The organism is Robertmurraya kyonggiensis (assembly GCF_005116465.1).
Lineage (GTDB): Bacteria > Bacillota > Bacilli > Bacillales > Cytobacillaceae > Robertmurraya > Robertmurraya kyonggiensis.
The window spans coordinates 301,524-322,405 of record NZ_SWBM01000003.1; the positions used below are offsets into that span (position 1 = coordinate 301,524).

A 20,882-nucleotide genomic window follows, 5' to 3' on the forward strand; every position below is an offset into this window, starting at 1 on the left:
TGCCCCAAATTTCGGGGCAGTTTTTTACTTATCCAAAAATACCTTAATCATCAGGTAGCTAACTTCTTTCGGCAATTGTTCCTTAATCGGCTTCAGCTTTTCCCGGCCAACTGTTTCGACAGCTTGCTCAAGAAGTGGCACGTATGCACTAGGAATGATGTCCGTCCATTTGATGTCCATCCCTTGATCCATACAATGCATGATGTGATTCTCGATTGTGCTCGTCGCCATTTCTCTTTTCTTCGCAATTTCCGAAACCGTTAAGCCCTCTTTAAAAAGCTGATAGGTTTCAAGATGAGAGTTTTTCTCTGGTTTCTTTTTCTTTGGAGCTGCATTGGTCACTACTGAAGCTTCACTCTTACGTTCTGGATTCGCTTCACAAAACTCGAGGATGGCTTGGATAAAGGCTTCCCCATACTTCTCTAGCTTCAATTCCCCGACCCCATTGACCTGCAGAAACTCATCTGGACTCAGTGGCAATTTTACACACATATCCTTAAGGGCTGCATCGGAAAAGATGACAAACGGTGGAACTTTTTCTTGATCGGCAATGGTTTTTCGTACCTCACGAAGTAATTCAAACAGGGGATCCTTTGTAGAAACCTGAACAACTTCAATGATTTCTTTACGATGAACCATCTGTTTTCCGAGTAAAACATTCTTCCCTGCTGGGGTCACAAAAATAGTCGGATAAGCCCCTTGCTCGACACCAATTAAATCCTGAGAAATGAGAAATTCGATGAATTCGCTCGCATCCTTTGTGCTCATTTCGTTTAAAATCCCATAGGTTGGTAATTTATCAAATCTCAACTCAATGATTTTCTTATTTTTCGATCCTGTTAAAACTTGAGCAACAGCCGTCTTCCCAAATCGTTGCCCCATGCGAATGATGCATGATAGAACCATTTGGGCTTCCCTTGTGACATCGACCGTTGAACGGGAATCAGTACAATTTCCACAACGACCGCAATCTTCCCCATCGCTATCCCCGAAATATGCGAGAATATAAGACTGCAAGCAGCTTTCAGTATGACAATAATCGATCATGGATTGAAGCTTTTCTAGCTCTCCTGCAATTCTTCTCTCATCGGCAGATTGGTCGATTAGGAATCTCTGAACCTGCACATCCTGAGAAGAGTATAAAAGGATACATTCACTGTCTAAACCATCACGGCCAGCACGACCCGCCTCTTGGTAATAGCTCTCCATATTTTTCGGCATTTGATAGTGGAGGCAATATCTTATATTGGATTTATCAATCCCCATTCCGAATGCCGAGGTTGCAACCATAACCGTAGTCTCATCTTGAAGAAACTTCTCTTGCTCCTCGTGACGATCGCTATCACTCATGCCAGCATGATAGTGACCGACCGCAATTCCTTCTTTTTGGAGCTTTTCATACAACTGGTCTACCACTTTTCTTGTGGCAGCGTAAATGATGCCACCTTCCTGCTCATTCTTTTTCACATAGTTTCGTAAAAAAGCGTAGCGGTCCTGCCCTTTGATAACCTGAAACGATAGGTTTTCCCTTGCAAATCCTGTAATAATCGTATTTTGTTCAGCAATTTGGAGGGTTTTACAAATATCAGCTCGAACCTGTGGAGTTGCCGTAGCGGTTAAAGCCATCACGATTGGTTTATTCGGGAGGCGGTCGATTAACTTTTGAATATGAAGATAGCTTGGACGAAAATCATGGCCCCATTGCGAGATACAGTGAGCTTCATCGACGGCCACAAGAGGAATCTCAATTCCTTCTAAACGTTCAATAAAATCATAGGATTCTAGACGCTCGGGAGCTATATATATAAGTTTGTATTTACCTTCCATCGCATCATTCATGCGCTCGTTAGCCTCTTGAACTGTGATGGAACTATTAATATAAGTTGCTGGAACACCAACCTGCAGAAGTGTATCAACCTGGTCCTTCATCAAGGAAATCAGGGGTGAAATAACAATCGTTGTACCTGGTAAAACAAGAGCGGGAATCTGATAGCAAATCGACTTCCCGCCTCCTGTTGGCATGACACAGACTGTATCTTTTTCCGCTAAAACGGAACGGATGGCTTCTTCTTGTCCCTTTCGAAACGAAGAGTAACCAAAATAGGATTGCAAAAGCTGTTCAGCTTGTTCAAACATTGGTAATAACCTCACTTTGTGGAACGATATCGGCGAAAATTATATCGGCGATTTTTCAATTATGTCGGCGAAAAACGATTTTTATCGGCGAACACCAGAATTGAGCGTTTCTAGTATTTCAATAAGCTCCTCAAGATGCTTAATTTCATAATCTGGAATGACTTCATTACGTTCTTTATCATGGCGATTGATCCAGACAGATTTCATCCCGGCTCGTGATGCGCCAAGAATATCTGTCATTAGGTTGTCCCCTACCATTATAGCCTCATCCTTGGAAACATTCATAATCTGCAAGGCATGCTCAAAAATAGTCGGGTCTGGCTTCCCTCTTCCAAATGCCCCCGATATAACAATTTCGTCAAAATATGGCGCGATTTCTGGAGTTATTGCTAGCTTCGTATTTTGTAGATCTGGTGAACCATTGGTTAGAAGAAGAAGCTTGTACTCATCTTTCAACTTGTCCAATACAGCAAAAGTTTCTTCATAGACAAATGGCTTATTTCGTCGTTCTTGCGGGAAGCGCTCTGCCAGTTCTTCTCCAAAAACGGCATCATCAATTCCGAGTGCAAGCAATCCTTGTGTCCAAGCCTCTTTTCGATAGTTAGGGGCAATCTCTTTCATTTTACGAAAATCATCGGTATCATCGAGGAAATTTCCCCATAATCCTTCAAATGGATTAATCCCAATTATTTTTGTAAAAGGAAAGGTTTCATAGGATGCATAAATCCCACTGGCTTTTTCTCGTACGGCTGCTTCTAGTTCTACATGAGAGATTCCATATTTCTCTTCTGCCAATAAGCATGTTGCGACAAATGCTTCTTTGACACTTTTCTGATCCCAAAGCAATGTATCATCTAAATCAAAAATAACCGCTTTAACCACTCCGAAAACCTCCTACACCAAATACTTTTATTCTAAGATTACAAGCAAAATAGGGAATAGTAAATAGCGAGAGAAGGCTTATTTCTCAATTTTAAGATGGGAAATATTAATTTCTTGTATTTTTGTATTTTTCAGTTAAAATAATATTTAGGAAACCGAAATTTCTTCATAGAAAGAAGTGTTATTCATGGACGGTCAACAAATCGCGAAGCACAACCTACGTATTATGTGGTTTGCGAATTTTTTTATTTCTGGCAGCATGACGATGGTTCTTCCCTTTATTTCACTTTATATTGAGACCTTCGGAAACTTTTCAGAGAAGTATGTTCAGCATTGGTCTGGTTTGACCTTTGGCGTTACCTTTGTAACCGCCTTTTTATTTTCACCACTTTGGGGAAGAATCGGTGATAAATACGGACGAAAGAGAATACTTATCTTTTCTGCATTCGGGATGGCCTTTTCCATTATGATTATGGGATTTGTTCAATCGGTTTGGCAGTTATTTTTACTAAGAACGTTCATGGGGATATTTGCTGGATTCATCTCCATGTCACAAGCATTCATCTCGACGCAAACGCCTAAAAAGATTGCAGGTCGAGTTTTAGGAACCTTACAAACGGGTAGTATCACTGGACAATTAATCGGGCCATTACTCGGTGGTGTATTAGCAGACTCCTTCGGATATGCTTCTACTTTTAAATGGACGTCCATCGCTATTTTCATTTCTGCCATTCTTGTCATCACGACCAAGGAATACAGGATGGAGGATGCAAAAGGAACAAAAACCTCTTACACAACAAAAGAGATCTTCAAGCATATTGGACGAAATCCTTTGCTGCTAAATGTTTTATTAATCTCAACCCTTATTCAAATAGCTCATTTTAGCATTCAGCCGATTTTATCCTTGTATGTGAGCGAGCTACACGGTCCCGCTAATCTAGCTTTCTTTTCAGGAATTGCATTTTCGGTAGCAGGCCTCGGAAATTTAATGATGGCTCGACAATGGGGAAAAATCGCGGATCGTTATGGATACATTAAAGTATTAATTGCCCTTTTGCTAGTGGCAGGTGTGGTTTATTTACCGGGCGCTTTTGTCACAAACATTTGGCAACTCGTTATCATCAGATTTTTACTAGGAATGGCCATCGGAGGAATTATTCCAGTGCGGGTCGCTTATATTCGCCAGGAAGCACCAATTGCGATGCAAGGAGAGGTGCTTGGCTACAACACAAGCTTACGCTTCCTAGGGAATGTCATTGGGCCTGTCATGGGCGGTTTCATTGCAGGATACTTTGGAATCTCATCCGTCTTCTTTATCACAAGCGCACTACTGTTACTTAGTGGATTTTTGCTTATCGCAGTGATTCAAAGATATCCAACGTTCGCGAAGCAGCATGGGTGATCGGTGCATGATAGTAACAGTATTTCTTTACTAAGGGGATTACGAAACCTTCTTAGTTACCTTTGTTACTCGGTTTTATTCACTAAGGGCATTCAAAAAGGGCATTATGAAGCCTTCTTAATTACCTTTGTTGCTCGGTTTTATTCACTAAGGGCATTAAAAGCTCTCATAGTTACCTTTGTTGCTCGGTTTTATTCACTAAGGGCATTATGAAGCTCTCTTAATTACCTTTGTTACTCGGTTTTATTCACTAAGGGCATTATGATGCTCTCATAATTACCTTTGTTGCCCGATTTTACTCAAAAAGGGTATTATGAAGCTCTCATAATTACCTTTGTTGCTCGGTTTTATTCAAAAAGGGCATTATGAAGCTTACTTAGTTACCTTTGTTACTCTTTTTTCTTCAAAAAGGGCATTATGAAGCTTTCATCATTACCTTTGTTTCAAAAAAAACATCCTGATGGGCACTATTGAATTTTTTTGCGCCCGACCAAAAAAAGAGGCTGTTCCAAAATTCACTTTGGAACAGCCTCTTCTATTAGTGTATTTCAATACCTGTTAAGATATTTTGTTCGCCTTCTTTATGATACTCGATCGTTACATGAGCCTCTTCTTCAATCGCTTCGAAATCGACATCCTGCACACCAGGATCTAGGATCTGAAGTGAAATCGTGTCAGTCTCTGTATTTACTTCAATTGTGTGTGGATCTGCCATCCCCACATATGTTGCTTCTTCAACAATCACATCTTCTGTTTCGGTAGCTGTATCTTCTTCTACTGCTTCCTCATCTGTTTCAGTCTCATCGACTGCGTTTTCTTCTGCTTGATTTGTCTCTACTTGTTGGTCATCGCCGGTCGTCTTGTCCTCAGTGTCGGCTGTTCCGCAAGCAGTCATGACTAGTAATGCAAGTGCGGTTAATAAGACCCAAATTAGTTTTTTCATTGCAATCACCTCATCCTCTTAGACGTTTTATTTCTAGTAAAGTTTCATCTACCATCATTAGCATAACATAATTTTTTCATACCTAAAGGCTGCTTCGGAGAGATTATTGTTAAAATCTTACTACCAATTTTAACGTAGAAATATCCATTTTGTGCATCGTAGTTAGTTTGTATGTTTTTTTCTACGAAAAAAACTGGCTCTTTTCTCATTGATTTAAGACTAGATATAGTTGAAAACAAAGATAAATTCTTTAATTTTTGTTCAAAAAGCAACAAAGTTTGAGAAAAGAGCATACCTAAAAACCGAGCCTAACATAGACTCGGTTTTCATCTAGCCCTTATAATACCTTGCTTAAAAAGGCTTGCGTACGTTCATGCTGCGGATTGTCGAATAGCTCCTGTGGAACATTCTCTTCGACTATATAGCCGCCATCCATGAAAAGAACTCTATCTCCAACTTCGCGCGCAAAGCCCATTTCATGTGTCACAACTACCATCGTCATACCTTCTTTTGCGAGCTGCTTCATTACCTCTAGCACTTCTCCTACCATCTCTGGGTCAAGTGCTGATGTTGGCTCGTCAAAAAGCATGATTTTCGGTTCCATAGCTAAAGCTCTCGCAATTGCCACACGTTGTTTTTGACCACCAGACAAAGAATCTGGATAAGCATTCGCTTTATCCTCGAGGCCAACTTTTTTCAAAAGCGATAGAGCTGTTTCTCTTGCTTTATCTTCAGTGATTTTTTTCACCTTAAGAGGTGAAAGCATGATATTTTCTAAAACCGTTTTATGAGGAAAAAGATTGAACTGCTGGAACACCATTCCAACTTCAGCTCTGATTTTATTAATATCTGTCTGCTTGTCCGTAATATCTACGCCTTCAATAGAAACATGACCAGCTGTAATGGTTTCAAGTAAATTTAAGCAACGAAGAAAAGTTGATTTCCCTGAACCTGATGGTCCAATGACCACAACTACTTCCTGCTGCTGGATTGTGACATTTATATCTTTTAAAACTTCATTAGCACCAAAAGATTTTTTAAGTTTTTCTACTTTGATCATTCTGTTGCTAACCTCTTTTCTAGACGACTTAATAAATAGCTCAATGTTAAAGTTAAGATAAAGTAAATGAGGGCTGCTGTTAAATAAGGCTCCCACACCTTATAGTATTGGCCTTGAAATGCGCGTCCCCAGTACATTAACTCTGGAACGGCAATTAGGGCTGTTAAGGAGGATTCTTTTAAAAGGACAATAAATTCATTGCCTAACGGTGGAATCATTCGTTTAAAAGCCTGTGGTAAAATAACATATCTCATTGCTTGAATGTGGTTCATACCAAGAGAGCGAGCTGCCTCCATTTGACCTCTATCAATGGATTGTATACCAGCACGGAAAATTTCCGCAATGTAAGCTGCAGAGTTTAATGATAGAGCCAAAATCCCTGCTGCAAGTCCATTCGTTGTTCCTAAAATAGCAGGAATCACACCAAAATGGATGATAAAGATTTGCACGAAGAACGGGGTTCCTCTAAAAAAAGCGATGTATAGGTTGAAAGGAAATGCAAGAAGCTTATTTTGCATCATTTTTCCTAACCCGATTAATAATCCTAAAATCGTACCTAGCAAGATTCCTACTAGTGAAATCCCGATCGTGTACAATGTCCCTTTCAAAAACAGGGGAGCATAGTCCACAATTAAATCAAACCGAAAATCCATCAATCTTTCACCTCTCCTGAAAAAAAATTGCGTAACACTAGGTGATAGAGTTACGCAATTAAATAGTATGTTGCCTCTATTGCTGTGCTTTTAAGTTTTCCACATCTGGCGCAACGCCAAACCATTCTTCATAAATTTCTTCATATTTCCCACTATCAAAAACTTTGTTGATAGCTTCATCAAATTCAGCTTTTAGCTCGCTTCCTTTAGGGAACATGACACCGTAAAATTCTTGTTCGAAAGAATCATCTGCAATAACAACTAGATTTTGATCTGGGTTATTTTTTGCATATTCTTCGATAACTGTGTTGTCAGCAATAACTGCATCTGCTCCACCAGCTAGAAGCTCTTGAATCGCTAGGTTATTGTTCTCGAATTTTTTAATATCTGTACTGTTCGTTCCTAAAATTGCTTCAGCAGTTGCTTGACCTGTTGTACCATTTTGAACGGCTACTTTCTTACCTTTCAAATCAGCGCCACTCTTAATATCGCTATCCTTTGGAATTAAGATTTTGTTAGTAGATAAGAAGTAAGGGACAGAGAAATCATACGTTTGCTGTCTATCACTGTTAATGGTAATCGCGGAAATAGCTAAATCTGCTTCTTCTGATTCAATTTCAATGAAAAGTGGGTCCCAACCAACATGTTCTGGTGCTACCACTTCATAGCCTGCTTCTTCTAAAACTGCACCAATAAAATCAACATCAAAACCAACGACTTTATCTCCCTCTAAAGATTCAAATGGAGCATAGGCAGCATCCGTCACAATTCTTAATTTCTTCTTTTCATCAGAGGCACCAGAATCTCCTGAGTTTCCTGAATCTGTAGATCCCGTCTCACTCGTTCCACAAGCAGTTAGTAACATCATAAGACCTAGAACCAAGACTAAGCCTAGTTTTGATAATTTTTTCAAAATCCTTCCCCCTCATTGATTGTAAGTTTAAAATTTTCTATAAATTCCGATATAATGATATTATACTGAGTAAAGGTTCCCTACGCAACCTATAATCTATTAATATAGTCCTATATTAGAATAAAGAATATTTCTACTTACAATCATTTTTCATGAGGGTTCTTAACTTACCTTCCATGTTTTTTCCTCGGGCTTTGTCTCAAGTACATCCTTATAAAGCGAATATTTATAAAGCATCGCTACAAATATGGCTCCTCCCACTAAGTTCCCTAAGAATACTGGAATGAAATTGATAATGTATTCCATCCAATTGAAATATCCTGCAAAAATTGCGGCCGGTATCACAAACATATTAGCCACGACGTGTTGGAATCCAATCGCCACAAAGGTCATCGTCGGAAACCAAATCCCTAGTATCTTACCAGACGAACTGTTCGAACCATAGCAAAGCCAAACTGCTAGCGCGACAAGCCAGTTACAACCTATTCCTGATACAAAAGCTTGGAGAAATGAACTGTCCAATTTATGCTCAACGATATCTACCATTTTTTCTAAATATGGACCTACTTCCGTTAACTGTGCAATATGTCCAAAAAAATAGGCAACAAACACAGCGCCGATAAAATTACTGAATGTAATGATTGCTATGTTCTGTATCAATGCTCGATTGTTGATTTTCTTGGCAAATCTAGCCATAGGTACGGCCATCATATTTCCAGTTAGAAGTTCTCCACCGGCCAACAATGTCAGGATGAGTCCGATTGGAAAAACAGAAGCTCCTAGAATCGTAGAAAACCCTTCAAGTTCTCCTCCGAGCGGAGCTGTTACGCGAATATATAATAAGTAACCAAGTGCAATAAATGCACCAGCCTGAAAGCCTAGGATTGCAGATTTTAATAATGGGTAATGGGCTTTTTTTACACCATTTTGAATAGTAATGGTTGCAATTTCCTCAGGTTTGTAATGAGACATGTAGACTACATTCCTTCCGTATCTCTTGATTTTGTGAAATAATGCACACAACCAATTTTATAACAAATGGTTCTAGAATCTTGTGAACATTTTAAGTCTGTTTTCACAACGAAAGGAATGTTTCTAACACTTATATTATTGTTGAGCTTTTAACCCTTCAACATCCGGTTCAGCACCGAACCATTCTTTATAAAGTTCAGCATACTTGCCATTATCGATAATTGTATTTAACGCCTTATCGAATTCTGCTTTTAATTCGCTACCCTTAGGGAAAAGAATTGCATAGAATTCTGCATCAAATGCTGTTGCATCTTCCACTACTTGTAATTTTTGATCCGGATTATTCTTCACATATGTTTCAATAACCGTGTTATCCGCAACAACCGCATCTGCACCGCCACTTAAAAGTTCTTGAATCGCAATATTGTTGTCTTCAAACTTCTTCAGTTGCTCGCTGTTTTCTCCAAGAATGGACTCTGCTGCTTCTTGTCCAGTTGTACCGTTTTGAACAGCAACCTTCTTATCCTTCAAATCTGCTGCACTCTTAATATCGCTACCTTCTTTTACTAAGATCATATTAGTAGACAAGTAGTAAGGTACTGAAAAATCATAGGAATCTTTTCTTTCATCCGTAACAGTAATCGCTGCAACAGCTAAATCAGAAATCTTATCTTCAATTTCAACGAACATTGCATCCCAGCCAGTGTGCTTAATGTCTACTTGATATCCAGCTTCTTTAGCAACAGCATTGATGAAATCTATATCGAAACCTTCAATCTTATCACCATTCATATATTCCATTGGTGCATAAGCTGCATTTGTTACAACTTTAAGTGTTTTTGAATCGCTATCTCCACTTGTTTCGTTTGAGCCACATCCTGTTAAAATGGCCGCAAATGCAACAATGAATAATAAGCTTAACTTTGTTATCTTTTTCATTTTTGTCTACCCCTTTTATATTCTAGTAAATTATTTTATGTCTTCTTTAACATGTTTTAATTATACTTACCCATGATTATTTATGCAATATATTTTTTCAAAATATTATTATGGTAGATAATTACTGTATATAGATGTATAAAAATAAGAAAAACGATAGATTTTATCCTATCGTTTTGGTTTAAATATTCTTTTTTCGATTCGATATTCTTCAAGTGCACTCCAATTAATGTCGTAACCAATGCCCGGCTTAGTTGGAACTTTGATTACACCATTATCCATTGTCACTTCGGGTTCAATAATGTCTTTTTTCCAATAACGATCGGAAGCTGAAGTATCGCCTGGTAACACAAACTGGTCCAAAGTCGTAATCGCAATATTATGAGCTCTTCCTATCCCAGCATCCAGCATACCGCCACACCAAACCGGAATATTATGTTGCTTGCAGTAATCATTGATTTTCTTTGACTCTGTTAAACCACCAACACGACCAACCTTCACATTAATGACTTTACAGCTACCTAGTTCTATCGCCATTTTTGCATCGTTCAATGAATAGATGCTTTCATCTAGACATATCGGCGTTTGTAATTTCTGTTGAAGCTTTGCATGTTCCATTATGTCATCATGCCCTAATGGTTGCTCAATCATCATGAGATTGTATTCATCTAGTTTCTTTAAGCGCTCAATGTCCTGCAGTGTATAGGCAGAGTTTGCGTCCACCATAAGCGGAATGTCAGGAAACTGTCTTCTTACCTCTTTGATAACATCTATATCCCAGCCTGGCTTGATTTTCATTTTTATGCGCTTATAGCCTTCGGTTGCATATTTTTCGATTGTTGACAGCAAATCCTTCACTGTCGGTTGAACGCCGATACTAACACCAACATCAATCTCTTTTTTCGAACCCCCAAGACTTTCGGCTAAAGTTTGATTATGCCGTTTTGCATGCAAGTCCCACACGGCCCCTTCAAGGGCAGCCTTGGCCATTGTATTTCTTTTAATAGAAGAAAAGCGTCTCGTAACATCATTTGGATGTTCAATCGGTGCTTCAAACAACAGTGGAATTAAGAAATCCTCCATCATATGCTCGACCGTTTTGACCGTTTCTTCTGTATACCAAGGGCTCGTAAATGCAACAGATTCACCGTAGCCTCGATGACCGTCTTGATCGATCATTTCAATAACAAAGAAGTCTTTTTCCTGCATTGTGCCAAAGCTTGTGGAAAACGGATCATTCAGCGTCATCCGAAGACGGTGAAGAATAATTTCCTTTATGTATATGGTCATAAATTAGGACTCCTTTGGTACCGGACATTAATCTTCATCTTTAATATCAATGTCTTCAGGAATCGGCTCGTTTAGAATTTCTTCGATGAGTTCCTTGTATTTCTCTACTTGCTTTAGATGAGTATTGAATTGCTCTTTATTGACTAAGTATTGCTCCCCATCGTGGAGGGCACGGATTTTTTTCGATAAAATAAGTTCATTTACAGCTGATTCAGTAATTGATAAATATTCAGCTGTTTCTTTAACTGTTAGGTACATAGCGTTGGCTCCTATCCCAATATCTTTCACCACATTCATTAAAACAAAAAAGGAGTGCCATTACCAGTAAAGTAATGGCACTCCTGAGGAATCCTCAATTTTTCACAGCTAAAGCATATTCCTGAAATTTTTCTACGGCTCTGATCGTATCTACTGAAACTCCTTGCTCATTTAAGGTTTCACCGATTAGAACAATCGCTTGCTCAAGAATTTCGACTGTTGTATTCCCCATATGTCCCATGCGGAACGCTTTTCCTGCTAAATGAGCTAATGCTCCAGCGACAATCAATCCTTTTTCCGCAAGGGCACTTCGGAATGCTGCATCGTTAATGCCTTCAGGATAAAGAATGCAGCTCAAGGTTGCAGCCGCTACTTCTTCATCTGCGATGGCCTTCATTCCATATTCGGCAAGTCCCGCTCGTACTGCTCTACCATAAGCGGCATGGCGCTTATAGCGATTTTCCATTCCTTCTTCTAAAACAAGTCTCATGCCCTCTTCAAAAGCGTAGACAAGATTCACGGGTGGTGTCGCAAAGTATTTCGATGGATCATTCATGATTGGCATCCAATTATATATATCACAATAGTAAGCTGGTACTCTCTCGATTTTTTCTCTTGCCTCTAAGGCAGATTGGTTAAAAGCAATGATTGCTAGGCCAGGTGGAACGCCGATTGCTTTTTGAGAACCAGTTAACACAACATCAATTTTAGCATCAACATCTCCGTAAGTTTTGCTCATATCCTCTTCCATCGCTGCTGTTGCACAGACTCCATCAAGGATAACGAGTGCTCCAGCTTTTTTGATAATAGGTACAAGAACATTTAAATTAGCGGCAACGCCTGTAGAGGTATCGGCATGTGTAATCGTAACTGCCTTAAAGTTGCCTTCGCTAAGCTTTTTCTCAACTTCTACGGGGTTAACCTGCTTTCCCCATTCAGCCTGAAGGACATCTACTTCGATTCCAAAAGCTTGGCCCAGTTTAATAAATCGGTCTCCAAAGTAGCCATGGCTAATCACAAGTAGCTTTTCCCCAGCAGCTACTGTATTGACAAGGGCCATCTCCATGGCAATCGTGCCTGAACCTGAAATCACGAAGACTTCGCCGTCTGTTTTCAGCATTTGTCTCGTTTTTTCAATGGCGCTTTTGTAGATGGCAACGAATCTCGGATCCGTATGACTTCTAGTTTCACTTGATAATGCATCATAAATTGAATCGACAACTGGTGTAGGTCCTGGTATTAAAAGCATCTCTTTGTTACGCATAATCCCATCCTCCTCTAGCATTCTCATTTATGTATACAAACACATTATACTACTTCCAATCTCTTCCTAACATGCGTTTTTATCTATCTTTTTGAAAAATTCACTTTTTGTTGAACTTATAATTTTTAACTTGCGTAGACCTTTGGGTACTAAAAAAATTGCCTTTTTCTAAAAATGATACGTATTCAGTGGCCTTGATAGTGACATGAAGACAACTATTTCAAGAATCCAGTGAAACCTGTCCGCATGAGGCTTTCATGAAGACAACTATTTCGTATTTTCTCGAAATGTACCACATCCAAATAGAAAAAGGGCCAGAGCCCTCTCTCTAAATCTACTAACCTTCTATAACTGACTCGCATTCGCCTGCGAAGTCCTTACTTCTACGGTAATGGAACCGCCGTTGACATAGGCTTTGATGAGCATCGGCACGGACTTTTTATTTTGGAATCGGAAATCTGGACCTCCCCAAGAGACAGTTGCATCCCTTCCGATCGGGACGTAACCGATGTGAATCGAATGATGATGCCATTCAATATACTCCACACCAACTTGGTCGACCGCATTAAATAGCGTGGAGGAAGTTTGACAGATTCCTCCCCCAATCCCTTCCACTAGCTCCTTGTTCACAATCTCCATCGCCTTCTGGTAACCTCTCTCCACTGTACGAGGACCTACCACTTCATTGTAGGAAAAAATATCTCCAACTCCCAAAATCACATTGTTAATCGCAGCTGCCGAAAGCTCAATATTTTTCACCCTTCCTATTACACTACTATCAAAATACGTCGTATAAGAGGCAAGAACGACTTCATTTAAACTCTGTGCTTCTTCAGGATTGTACTGACTTTCCTGCACTTCTAAAGGAAGTTCAACTGTTCCTCCTTTTTCCACTGCTGCCAATACTCTTTCCACTAGTTCTGATTCCTTTAGGATCACCCTTGGTTTCCCTTTGATAATTTGTCCATCTGCGCCAATTCGATCCAAAACCATCCGCTGATCATAGCCCTTTGCTTCATCGGTTCCACTCGCTAAATCCTTCGCCCACGCTTCAAGCTCGTCTCGGAACGCATCTTCATTCACGTCATATTGCATTTCTCTTGGAACAAAGGAACGAATAATTTCCTTTGTAAAAGGATCGATCACATCGATACTAACAGGCAGTTCTTTTTCTATTGCCCTTGTTTCTAAGGTTTGAGCCGCCAACACTTTATGTGTGGTAACCACTTTTACTTCCTTTTGACACCCCACAAGCACTACGAAAACCATCGCAACTACAAATGACCCCCAAAAAAGTTTCCCCATTTTTTCTCCCCATCTTTTTTTATTTATCTATATGCTTGTTACTTAAAAAGGAATCTATTTCCATTTACCATTTTATTCTGGGATTAAGTCACATATTCCTTGAGACATCCTCCTTAATTCAGAGGAAAGGTGGAAGGATGAATCTTGTAGAAAAATAGGGATTAATACGATATATAGGCATAAAGTTTTATTTTTAACGAACAATCACAAAATAAAAAAGCCTACTCCCGCTTGGAAATAGACTCGCACTTTTAAATATGTTTGAAAAATAATCGAATGACATCAGCACCGGCAATGAAGGTACCAACGGAGCTTCCAAGGTTGGAAAGAACCACTACGAGTAAAACGCGGGTTACTTTATTGTTCCAAAATCCTTTTACGCTAAAAACATCCTCTGTTAAACGCTCGAAATCTCCTACATTTGGACGGCTGAAATATGCTTGCACAATTCCAGCAAACCAGCCTGATGCAAGAACTGGATTTAGCGTTGTCATTGGTGCTGCGACAAATGAAGTCAATATCGCTAACGGGTGTCCAAAAGCAATCGCTGTAGCGATGGCGGAAAGTGAACCGGTCCAAAGTATCCAACTGATTGTCTGATGTAGACCGGCAGATGGATCTGAGAAAAACGTAAAGGCTATAATCGCCACAATTAGAATCGGAATCGACCAGCCGATAATTTGTGGAACCTTCGATTTAGGAGGCAGCTCTGTCAATTTTTTCAGATCGTGCTCCTTCTTTATTTCTTCTTTAATTCCTGGAACATGAGCAGCACCTAAAACGGCAACTACCTTTTTCCCTGGAGCCTTTTTAATTTTTTGAGCTAAATACTGATCACGTTCATCAATTAATGGCTTCTTAAGACGAGGAAAGGTTTCGGTAAATTCATTCAGAACCGAGTTGATCATATCCTGACTCTTCATCTTTTCAAGCTCTTCTTCGGTAATGCTTTCTTTGCTAAAAATACTCGCAATCACTTGACTTAAAAGCTGCATTTTACCCCAAAAACCTACCTGATGCCAAATACGAGAGAATGTCACTTGGATATTGCGATCCGCTAAAACGAGCTTCGCTCCCACTTCTTTTGCAGATTCAATCCCTTGAATCATCTCTTGACCAGGTTGTATATCTAATTGTTTCGCCATCCTTTTTTGAAAAGAAGAAATCGCTAAATTCATCAAAAGTAGGGAAGCTTTTTTTTCCTTGATCACCTTAAAAATATCGGTATCCTTCCACTTGTTTCCTTCCATGATGGACTGGTATCGTGGCTGGTCCAACTCGACACAAACAGAATCTGGTTGTTCTGCTTCAATGACCTCTTTTACAAGCTCCGCACTTTGTTTAGATACATGAGCCGTACCGATTAGTATGTATTCTTTTTCATCTAAAACAATTCTTGTAATGTTTTCATTTTCCAAAGACATAGATTACCTTCCTTTTGGCACATTTCTCCTGCTTTTCTACATTATACACTAATCTTTTTTGAATCGATATGAAAGTATATAAGAAAAGCACTCGGAGCCATATCGCACCGAATGCTTCAATTCACAAAGTAATTACTGTATTTTTTCTTGTAAGTATAACATTGGGATAATTGTTTTCATTACAGCATCTTCTTCATTTGAACGAGTAATAAAATTCGCTGCTTCTTTTAGTTCCTGCACGGCATTTCGGACCGCAAAACTATAATTAGCACGAGTCATAAGTTCCAAATCATTATAACCATCTCCGAAAGCCATTGTTTCTTCGGGTGTTACATTCAATAATTGCTGCAAGTGTTCAACAGTAGTCCCCTTGATCTGTTTTACATCTTTGTATAGCTTTCTGTTAAAGTCACCACTATTATTCAAGAAAGTTCCGTCCATATCCGTTAAAACAAGCTTAATCATCTCATTTCCTCCTAAACTTGAATTCTATTTTTTATGATACTTGCCAAATCTTACTTACAAATCTTAGACAGTCAATTCTAGGAGGTTGCCTTCAGGATCTTCTATTACACTCTCATAATAGCCATCTCCAGTAACACGTGGACCATTTACAAGGCGGTAACCATCATTTTGTAAACGCTCTGTCATCTGATCGACGGATTCCTTACTCCCTAGGGAAATAGCAATATGAGCCCAGCCGATCCGGTCATCCTGATCTTTCTTATCAATACCGAACTTACGCATTAACTCCAAGCGTGCACCATCATCAAATGTTAGAAAATAGGATTCAAATTGTTTATCTTTATTATGATACTTTGAATTTGCTTTTCCATTAAAGTACGTAACATAAAACGTTTTCATATTTTCTATGTCTTTAACCCATATTGCCACATGCTCTATTTTCATCTCGGTTTCACTCCTTGAGTATTGTTTTAACTTAATCATGATTGCGCATGATTATATCACTGTTGAGTTTTTCTCTTTTCCACTTAATAAAGTGTTCTTATTCAATTTTCCATTTAATTTTTCAGTGCCCAAGAGCATGGCTGCAATAAAGCTCACAATGACAAATGGGAAGATTCCGATTGTGGAGTGCGCGGCCACGAAACCAAAAAGAGGTGGCAAAAACGTGCTCCCTATATAGGCAAAAGCCATTTGATATCCAATTATGGCCCCTGAATGCTTCTTTCCAAAACGTATTGGCGTTTCGTGCAGCATACACGGAAATATTGGAGCCAATCCTAACCCCACCAATATGAAACCTATTAGTGAGAAAATCGTTGGTAATGGTAAAAATAGAAGAGCAGCACCAACTAATGCTAATAACTGCCCTATCCGAATGAGCGTACGGTTTCCGATTTTCAAAGTAATAAAACCTGTGATAAATCTTCCAACCGTGATTCCTAAGTAAAATAAGGAAACCCATTTTGCAGCGACATCTACGGATAAATCCTTCACGTTTACTAGGAAACTACTTCCCCAAAGACCCATGGTTGCTTCTGCGCCACAGTAAAACAAGAAAGCACTCAAAACTAATTTAACACCCCTAATTTGCAAGGGCTTTTGAATTTTCGAATCTGCAGTATTTATATGTTCTGGCTCAACAGATAGGTTAGCATTACTGGTTTCAGCAACCTTTTTCCATAAAGGCAAAGTAAGGAAAAGAATAACAACTAGTACAAACTGAAGACCAGCTATGGCAAGGTACCCGCTTCTCCATGAATGGTTACCTGAAATAAATTGAGCCATAATGACCGGGCCAAGTGTAGCTCCAACACCCCAAAAACAATGAAGCCAACTCATATGGTGTGCTTTGTAATGGGAAGCGACATAGTTGTTTAACCCCGAATCAACTGCACCTGCACCTAATCCAAGTGGGATAGCAAAAATAAACAACCAAATAAGGGTGGGAGAAAAATAAAAACCAAGTAGTGCTCCAGCCGTCATTAAGCAACTAATAAATGTGACCATACCTGTTCCAAAGCGCTTAAGTACTGCTCCGCTAATGAAACTAGATATGATCGTTCCGCCAGCAATTGTCATAAATAACAATCCAGCCGTCTCAAGCGGCGCCCCAAATTCTGATTGCATCAAGGACCAGGACACACCCAACAATGAATCAGGTAACCCTAAACTGATAAAAGCCAAATAGATGATTACCAAAAAGTACGTAGCCATAAATAACCTCGCTTTTATTTTTTTCTTATCTACTAATTTCATTGATCATGAGATCAAGACCAAGTCTTTGTAATCCAAATAAATAATCTTGTTTCCAATCACTCATTAGAAGCTCTGGAAGATGTTCAGTAGGAATATACTTTGAGCTTCGATTTACAATTTTTTCTATGATCATTTGGTCTACTTCATCATCGCAAAAAACAATTTTGTGAGGGTTAATGATCGCGACAAATGAAGCTATTAATCTACTAATAGCATCAATCTCATATTCATTACTAACAAATACTTTTTTGCCCTCGTTTTTTAGAGCTTGACCAAAATTTCGATCATCATATTGTGGAACGAATGAAATTTCTCCTGAAAAATTCGTACTCCCTCGAACAACAACACCATTTACCATAACTCCAGCACCGGGGCCATTTTGACCGGAATATAAATAGATAAGAGAGTTATTTCTCATCCTTCCATTACGATCGTGGTAACCAAGCACCGCTGCATTCATATCATTCTCGATTACGAAGGGTACATTGAAACGATTTTCCATGTATCCCTTCAAATCAAAGTTTTGAAGATGCTCATATCCTGGTATATAGATGATTCGTCCATTATTAACGGAACCAGGTACCCCGATGGATACAGAACTAATTTGAGGATATTTCTCTTTTATTTCTTCCACACACTCGGTTAATGATTTTAAATCATCGTTTTCCAATACACTTGAAGCTTTTCCTGCATCTTTGATTTCACCTATACAGTTAAAGACAATATAGTTTGTCTCTGTTTTCTCTAAAAAGATCGCCAATCCTAACATATACTCAGGATTATATGTATATCTTTTCGCTCTTCTTCCACCACTAGAATCATCAAGGCCGACTGAAATAAGTTCACCGTCTTTTTCCATCTGGGAGAAAAATTTGCTAATTGTAGGAAAACTAATTCCCAATTTTTCACTAAGTTCAACTTTTGTTGCATTACCAAGTTCTAAAAGAGCTCTACGAATTCCACGAAGGATTTCCACTCTCATCGATTTTGGAGTTGGGTTCACAAGAGTCACCACCTATTTAAATAAACTTATTAAATATCTTTAATAAGTCTCGAACAAAAAACTTATTAAAGTTCTTTAATAAGTGATATTAATAATATAGCATATTCCAAAAAAAATGAAAAGCAGGGCGATTTCAATTATGAAGTCACACTGCTTTTTACGTTACCTATCCAGATACAGAATTATGTCTAATTTATTTTATTCGCTTCCGGCTTAAACTCGCCATTCAGCACACCGTCATCCTCAACAAACTCGATGATGACATCTGTGACACCTTTCATTTCATGGATCTTTGCTTCAATCCGATTCTTAATTTTACCTGCCTCACGAACGGTCAAGTTAGGATCGATTTCGAGCTTCATTTCAATATGAAAGTCCTCCCCTTCTTTTACCGCAAATAGGGTTTGGATATCCTTTATTTCTGGATTTGTAAGGACATAAGCAGCAATTTCCTCTTCAAAAGCGTCGTCGGCTTCACCAAGAGCACCTTTGGCATTATCTAAGAACACCCTTCCGACTACAAAGAACATCATCACTCCGATGATAATAGAAGCAATTCCTTCAGCCGCATGAAAACCAGCAAAATAAGATAGTAAGATACCGATAATCGCAATGACTCCACCAAGTGTTGCAACGAAATCTTCCATAAATACAAGCTTTGTTGCTGGCTTCGCTCTGTTTAAATTACCAAAGCTTTCCGTTACAATTCCGAATCCTTTCGCCTCGACATGCGTTTCATGAAGAACCTCTTTCATCGCCTTATAAAGAACGAAAGACTCTAAGATGACAGCTAATGCTAATACAGTCAGGTTGATGGTAACCCCTGTTGATTCTGTCGGATGGAAAATATGATGATACCCTTCTTTAATGGTTTCATAGCTCATAATTCCGACAATAATGACTGCACCGAGTAAGACTAGATTAACAAGCCTTCCAAAACCATTTGGATAACGGTCTGTCGGCATTTTTTTACTTAATGCACTTCCTATGTATACAAAAAATTGATTAGCTGCATCTCCTAAAGAGTGCATCGTTTCTGCAAACATCGCTACATTTCCGGTAAAAAAGTAAGCGACTCCTTTGACGATTGCTATAATGGTATTCACAATGGCAGCAATCAAGGATGATTTATTCCCTTTTTTTAATAAGCTTTCTTTTTTTGACATACTCTCCTCCACGTACTTTTATAAGCATAGTATTCAACCAGTTATGCTTTTAATATACTTTGTGCCTCTTCGAGAGAATTCACAAACTCCCCTTTGAAGTTGACTTCCTTAACACAACACTCCACTTGCTCTTTTGATGATTCATAAATCGGATTGACAATGATGATTTTCTTAAAATTAGCAGATGAATACAATTGTAACGCAAACTTAAGATCGTGTATAACATGACTTTCAATAGCCTCTTGTCCTCTTCCGTCGACAATTAAAGTATAGTTTGCAGGATTGATTGTGTTCACGGCCGTTTGAAACTCACTCACGTACAATTTGGAATCTTCCTCTTGAAAAAATCCACTTACTTTTACAAATAAAATCTTTTTTTCTGAGTCTATATTGATGTCATAAAGTTTTGTCATTCGTTCTCCCAACACTTTCACTAAGACTATAGAACTATCATACATAAAAAACATGTATACCGATAGATTTTATTTTAATTGTTACGACCAAATTTTCGAAGCATACAATGTATGGAATATACGCGGAGGTGTCCACATTGATCCACACTGTGAAATTAGGAGAAACGCTGAACCAAATCGCAAGAGATTATCGTACGCCATTGGCTGCCATCTTGAGTGCAAATCCATCTATTAATCCGAATGTTATATACACTGGCCAATCAATTGTCATTCCTGGCTTTCCTCCAATTCATACAATTCCCTATACGATTGATGTCTCCATTAATAATCGCAGGCTCATTTTGCTAAAAGATGGCGTCCAACAGAAACAATATCCCATTGCCGTTGGAAGAATGCTCCATGATACTCCAGCCGGAAATTTCATCGTCATCAATAGGGCACCGAATCCAGGTGGCCCCTTTGGCACGATGTGGATGAGTTTATCCAAAGAGCATTATGGCATCCACGGCACAAATGATCCAAGCTCGATTGGCCACGCCGTGTCAAGAGGTTGTATTCGTATGCATAATCATGACGTCGAAGAACTAGCAAGTATCATCCCCATCGGAACACCTGTCTTGATACATCCTTAACCTC

Annotated in this window: 20 protein-coding genes and 1 pseudogene; 2 read left to right on the top strand and 19 right to left on the bottom strand. The window is 39.0% G+C overall.

Annotated elements, in window-relative coordinates:
• Positions 1-24: 24 nt before the first annotated feature.
• Both recQ and FA727_RS15270 read right to left on the bottom strand, forming a co-directional pair.
• A complete protein-coding gene (recQ, locus tag FA727_RS15265; protein ID WP_136832238.1) occupies positions 25-2,136 on the bottom strand; it encodes a DNA helicase RecQ in 2,112 nt (703 codons plus the stop codon).
• Between the two features lie 81 nt (positions 2,137-2,217).
• Positions 2,218-3,018: an HAD family hydrolase gene (locus tag FA727_RS15270; RefSeq protein WP_136832240.1), complete on the bottom strand. Its 801-nt coding sequence runs from the start codon at positions 3,016-3,018 to the stop codon at positions 2,218-2,220.
• Positions 3,019-3,205: 187 nt separating this feature from the next.
• On the opposite strand from FA727_RS15270, the gene FA727_RS15275 reads away from it, so the two are divergent.
• Positions 3,206-4,420, top strand: coding sequence for an MFS transporter (locus FA727_RS15275; RefSeq protein ID WP_136832242.1), 1,215 nt, complete (start codon positions 3,206-3,208; stop codon positions 4,418-4,420).
• Positions 4,421-4,958: 538 nt separating this feature from the next.
• On the opposite strand, the gene FA727_RS15280 is transcribed toward FA727_RS15275, so the two are convergent.
• The 17 genes and pseudogenes from FA727_RS15280 to FA727_RS15360 all read right to left on the bottom strand — a co-directional run bounded on the left by FA727_RS15280 (position 4,959) and on the right by FA727_RS15360 (position 20,246).
• Positions 4,959-5,363, bottom strand: coding sequence for a LytA/YqiH family protein (locus FA727_RS15280; RefSeq protein WP_136832244.1), 405 nt, complete (start codon positions 5,361-5,363; stop codon positions 4,959-4,961).
• Between the two features lie 337 nt (positions 5,364-5,700).
• On the bottom strand, positions 5,701-6,423 hold the full coding sequence (locus FA727_RS15285; protein WP_136832246.1) for an amino acid ABC transporter ATP-binding protein: 723 nt from the start codon (positions 6,421-6,423) through the stop codon (positions 5,701-5,703).
• Complete coding sequence (locus tag FA727_RS15290) at positions 6,420-7,076, bottom strand: amino acid ABC transporter permease (protein ID WP_136832248.1); 657 nt, start codon at positions 7,074-7,076, stop codon at positions 6,420-6,422. The genes FA727_RS15285 and FA727_RS15290 overlap by 4 nt, the downstream gene beginning before the upstream one ends.
• A gap of 76 nt (positions 7,077-7,152) precedes the next feature.
• Positions 7,153-7,989, bottom strand: a complete 837-nt coding sequence (locus tag FA727_RS15295; RefSeq protein ID WP_136832250.1) for a basic amino acid ABC transporter substrate-binding protein — start codon at positions 7,987-7,989, stop codon at positions 7,153-7,155.
• Positions 7,990-8,151: 162 nt separating this feature from the next.
• On the bottom strand, positions 8,152-8,961 hold the full coding sequence (locus tag FA727_RS15300; protein ID WP_136832252.1) for a formate/nitrite transporter family protein: 810 nt from the start codon (positions 8,959-8,961) through the stop codon (positions 8,152-8,154).
• 135 nt (positions 8,962-9,096) lie between these two features.
• Entirely contained in the window at positions 9,097-9,900 is an 804-nt protein-coding gene (locus FA727_RS15305; RefSeq protein ID WP_136832254.1) for a basic amino acid ABC transporter substrate-binding protein, read from the bottom strand.
• A 168-nt stretch (positions 9,901-10,068) separates the two neighbouring features.
• Positions 10,069-11,190: an o-succinylbenzoate synthase gene (gene menC, locus FA727_RS15310; RefSeq protein WP_136832256.1), complete on the bottom strand. Its 1,122-nt coding sequence runs from the start codon at positions 11,188-11,190 to the stop codon at positions 10,069-10,071.
• A 27-nt stretch (positions 11,191-11,217) separates the two neighbouring features.
• Positions 11,218-11,448, bottom strand: a complete 231-nt coding sequence (locus tag FA727_RS15315) for an excisionase family DNA-binding protein (protein WP_136832258.1) — start codon at positions 11,446-11,448, stop codon at positions 11,218-11,220.
• Positions 11,449-11,542: 94 nt separating this feature from the next.
• Positions 11,543-12,712: a pyridoxal-phosphate-dependent aminotransferase family protein gene (locus FA727_RS15320; protein WP_136832260.1), complete on the bottom strand. Its 1,170-nt coding sequence runs from the start codon at positions 12,710-12,712 to the stop codon at positions 11,543-11,545.
• A 345-nt stretch (positions 12,713-13,057) separates the two neighbouring features.
• Positions 13,058-14,017 carry a VanW family protein gene (locus FA727_RS15325; RefSeq protein ID WP_136832262.1) on the bottom strand — a complete coding sequence of 320 codons (960 nt, stop codon included), beginning with the start codon at positions 14,015-14,017 and terminating at the stop codon, positions 13,058-13,060.
• Positions 14,018-14,268: 251 nt separating this feature from the next.
• Positions 14,269-15,435 carry a TraB/GumN family protein gene (locus tag FA727_RS15330; RefSeq protein ID WP_206663846.1) on the bottom strand — a complete coding sequence of 389 codons (1,167 nt, stop codon included), beginning with the start codon at positions 15,433-15,435 and terminating at the stop codon, positions 14,269-14,271.
• A gap of 138 nt (positions 15,436-15,573) precedes the next feature.
• Positions 15,574-15,813 (bottom strand): annotated as a pseudogene (locus FA727_RS15335) (HAD family hydrolase); the annotation flags it as partial.
• 156 nt (positions 15,814-15,969) lie between these two features.
• On the bottom strand, positions 15,970-16,350 hold the full coding sequence (locus FA727_RS15340; protein WP_136832267.1) for a VOC family protein: 381 nt from the start codon (positions 16,348-16,350) through the stop codon (positions 15,970-15,972).
• Positions 16,351-16,401: 51 nt separating this feature from the next.
• Complete coding sequence (locus tag FA727_RS15345; protein ID WP_136832269.1) at positions 16,402-17,622, bottom strand: MFS transporter; 1,221 nt, start codon at positions 17,620-17,622, stop codon at positions 16,402-16,404.
• Positions 17,623-17,647: 25 nt separating this feature from the next.
• The gene (locus FA727_RS15350) at positions 17,648-18,646 is read right to left on the bottom strand and encodes an ROK family transcriptional regulator (protein WP_194138543.1); all 999 of its coding nucleotides are present in this window, start codon (positions 18,644-18,646) and stop codon (positions 17,648-17,650) included.
• A 209-nt stretch (positions 18,647-18,855) separates the two neighbouring features.
• Positions 18,856-19,833 carry a cation diffusion facilitator family transporter gene (locus FA727_RS15355; protein ID WP_136832273.1) on the bottom strand — a complete coding sequence of 326 codons (978 nt, stop codon included), beginning with the start codon at positions 19,831-19,833 and terminating at the stop codon, positions 18,856-18,858.
• Between the two features lie 41 nt (positions 19,834-19,874).
• Positions 19,875-20,246 (bottom strand): hypothetical protein, encoded by a 372-nt coding sequence (locus FA727_RS15360; RefSeq protein WP_136832274.1) that lies wholly within the window; start codon positions 20,244-20,246, stop codon positions 19,875-19,877.
• A 137-nt stretch (positions 20,247-20,383) separates the two neighbouring features.
• On the opposite strand from FA727_RS15360, the gene FA727_RS15365 reads away from it, so the two are divergent.
• The gene (locus tag FA727_RS15365) at positions 20,384-20,878 is read left to right on the top strand and encodes a L,D-transpeptidase family protein (RefSeq protein ID WP_136832276.1); all 495 of its coding nucleotides are present in this window, start codon (positions 20,384-20,386) and stop codon (positions 20,876-20,878) included.
• Positions 20,879-20,882 lie beyond the last annotated feature (4 nt).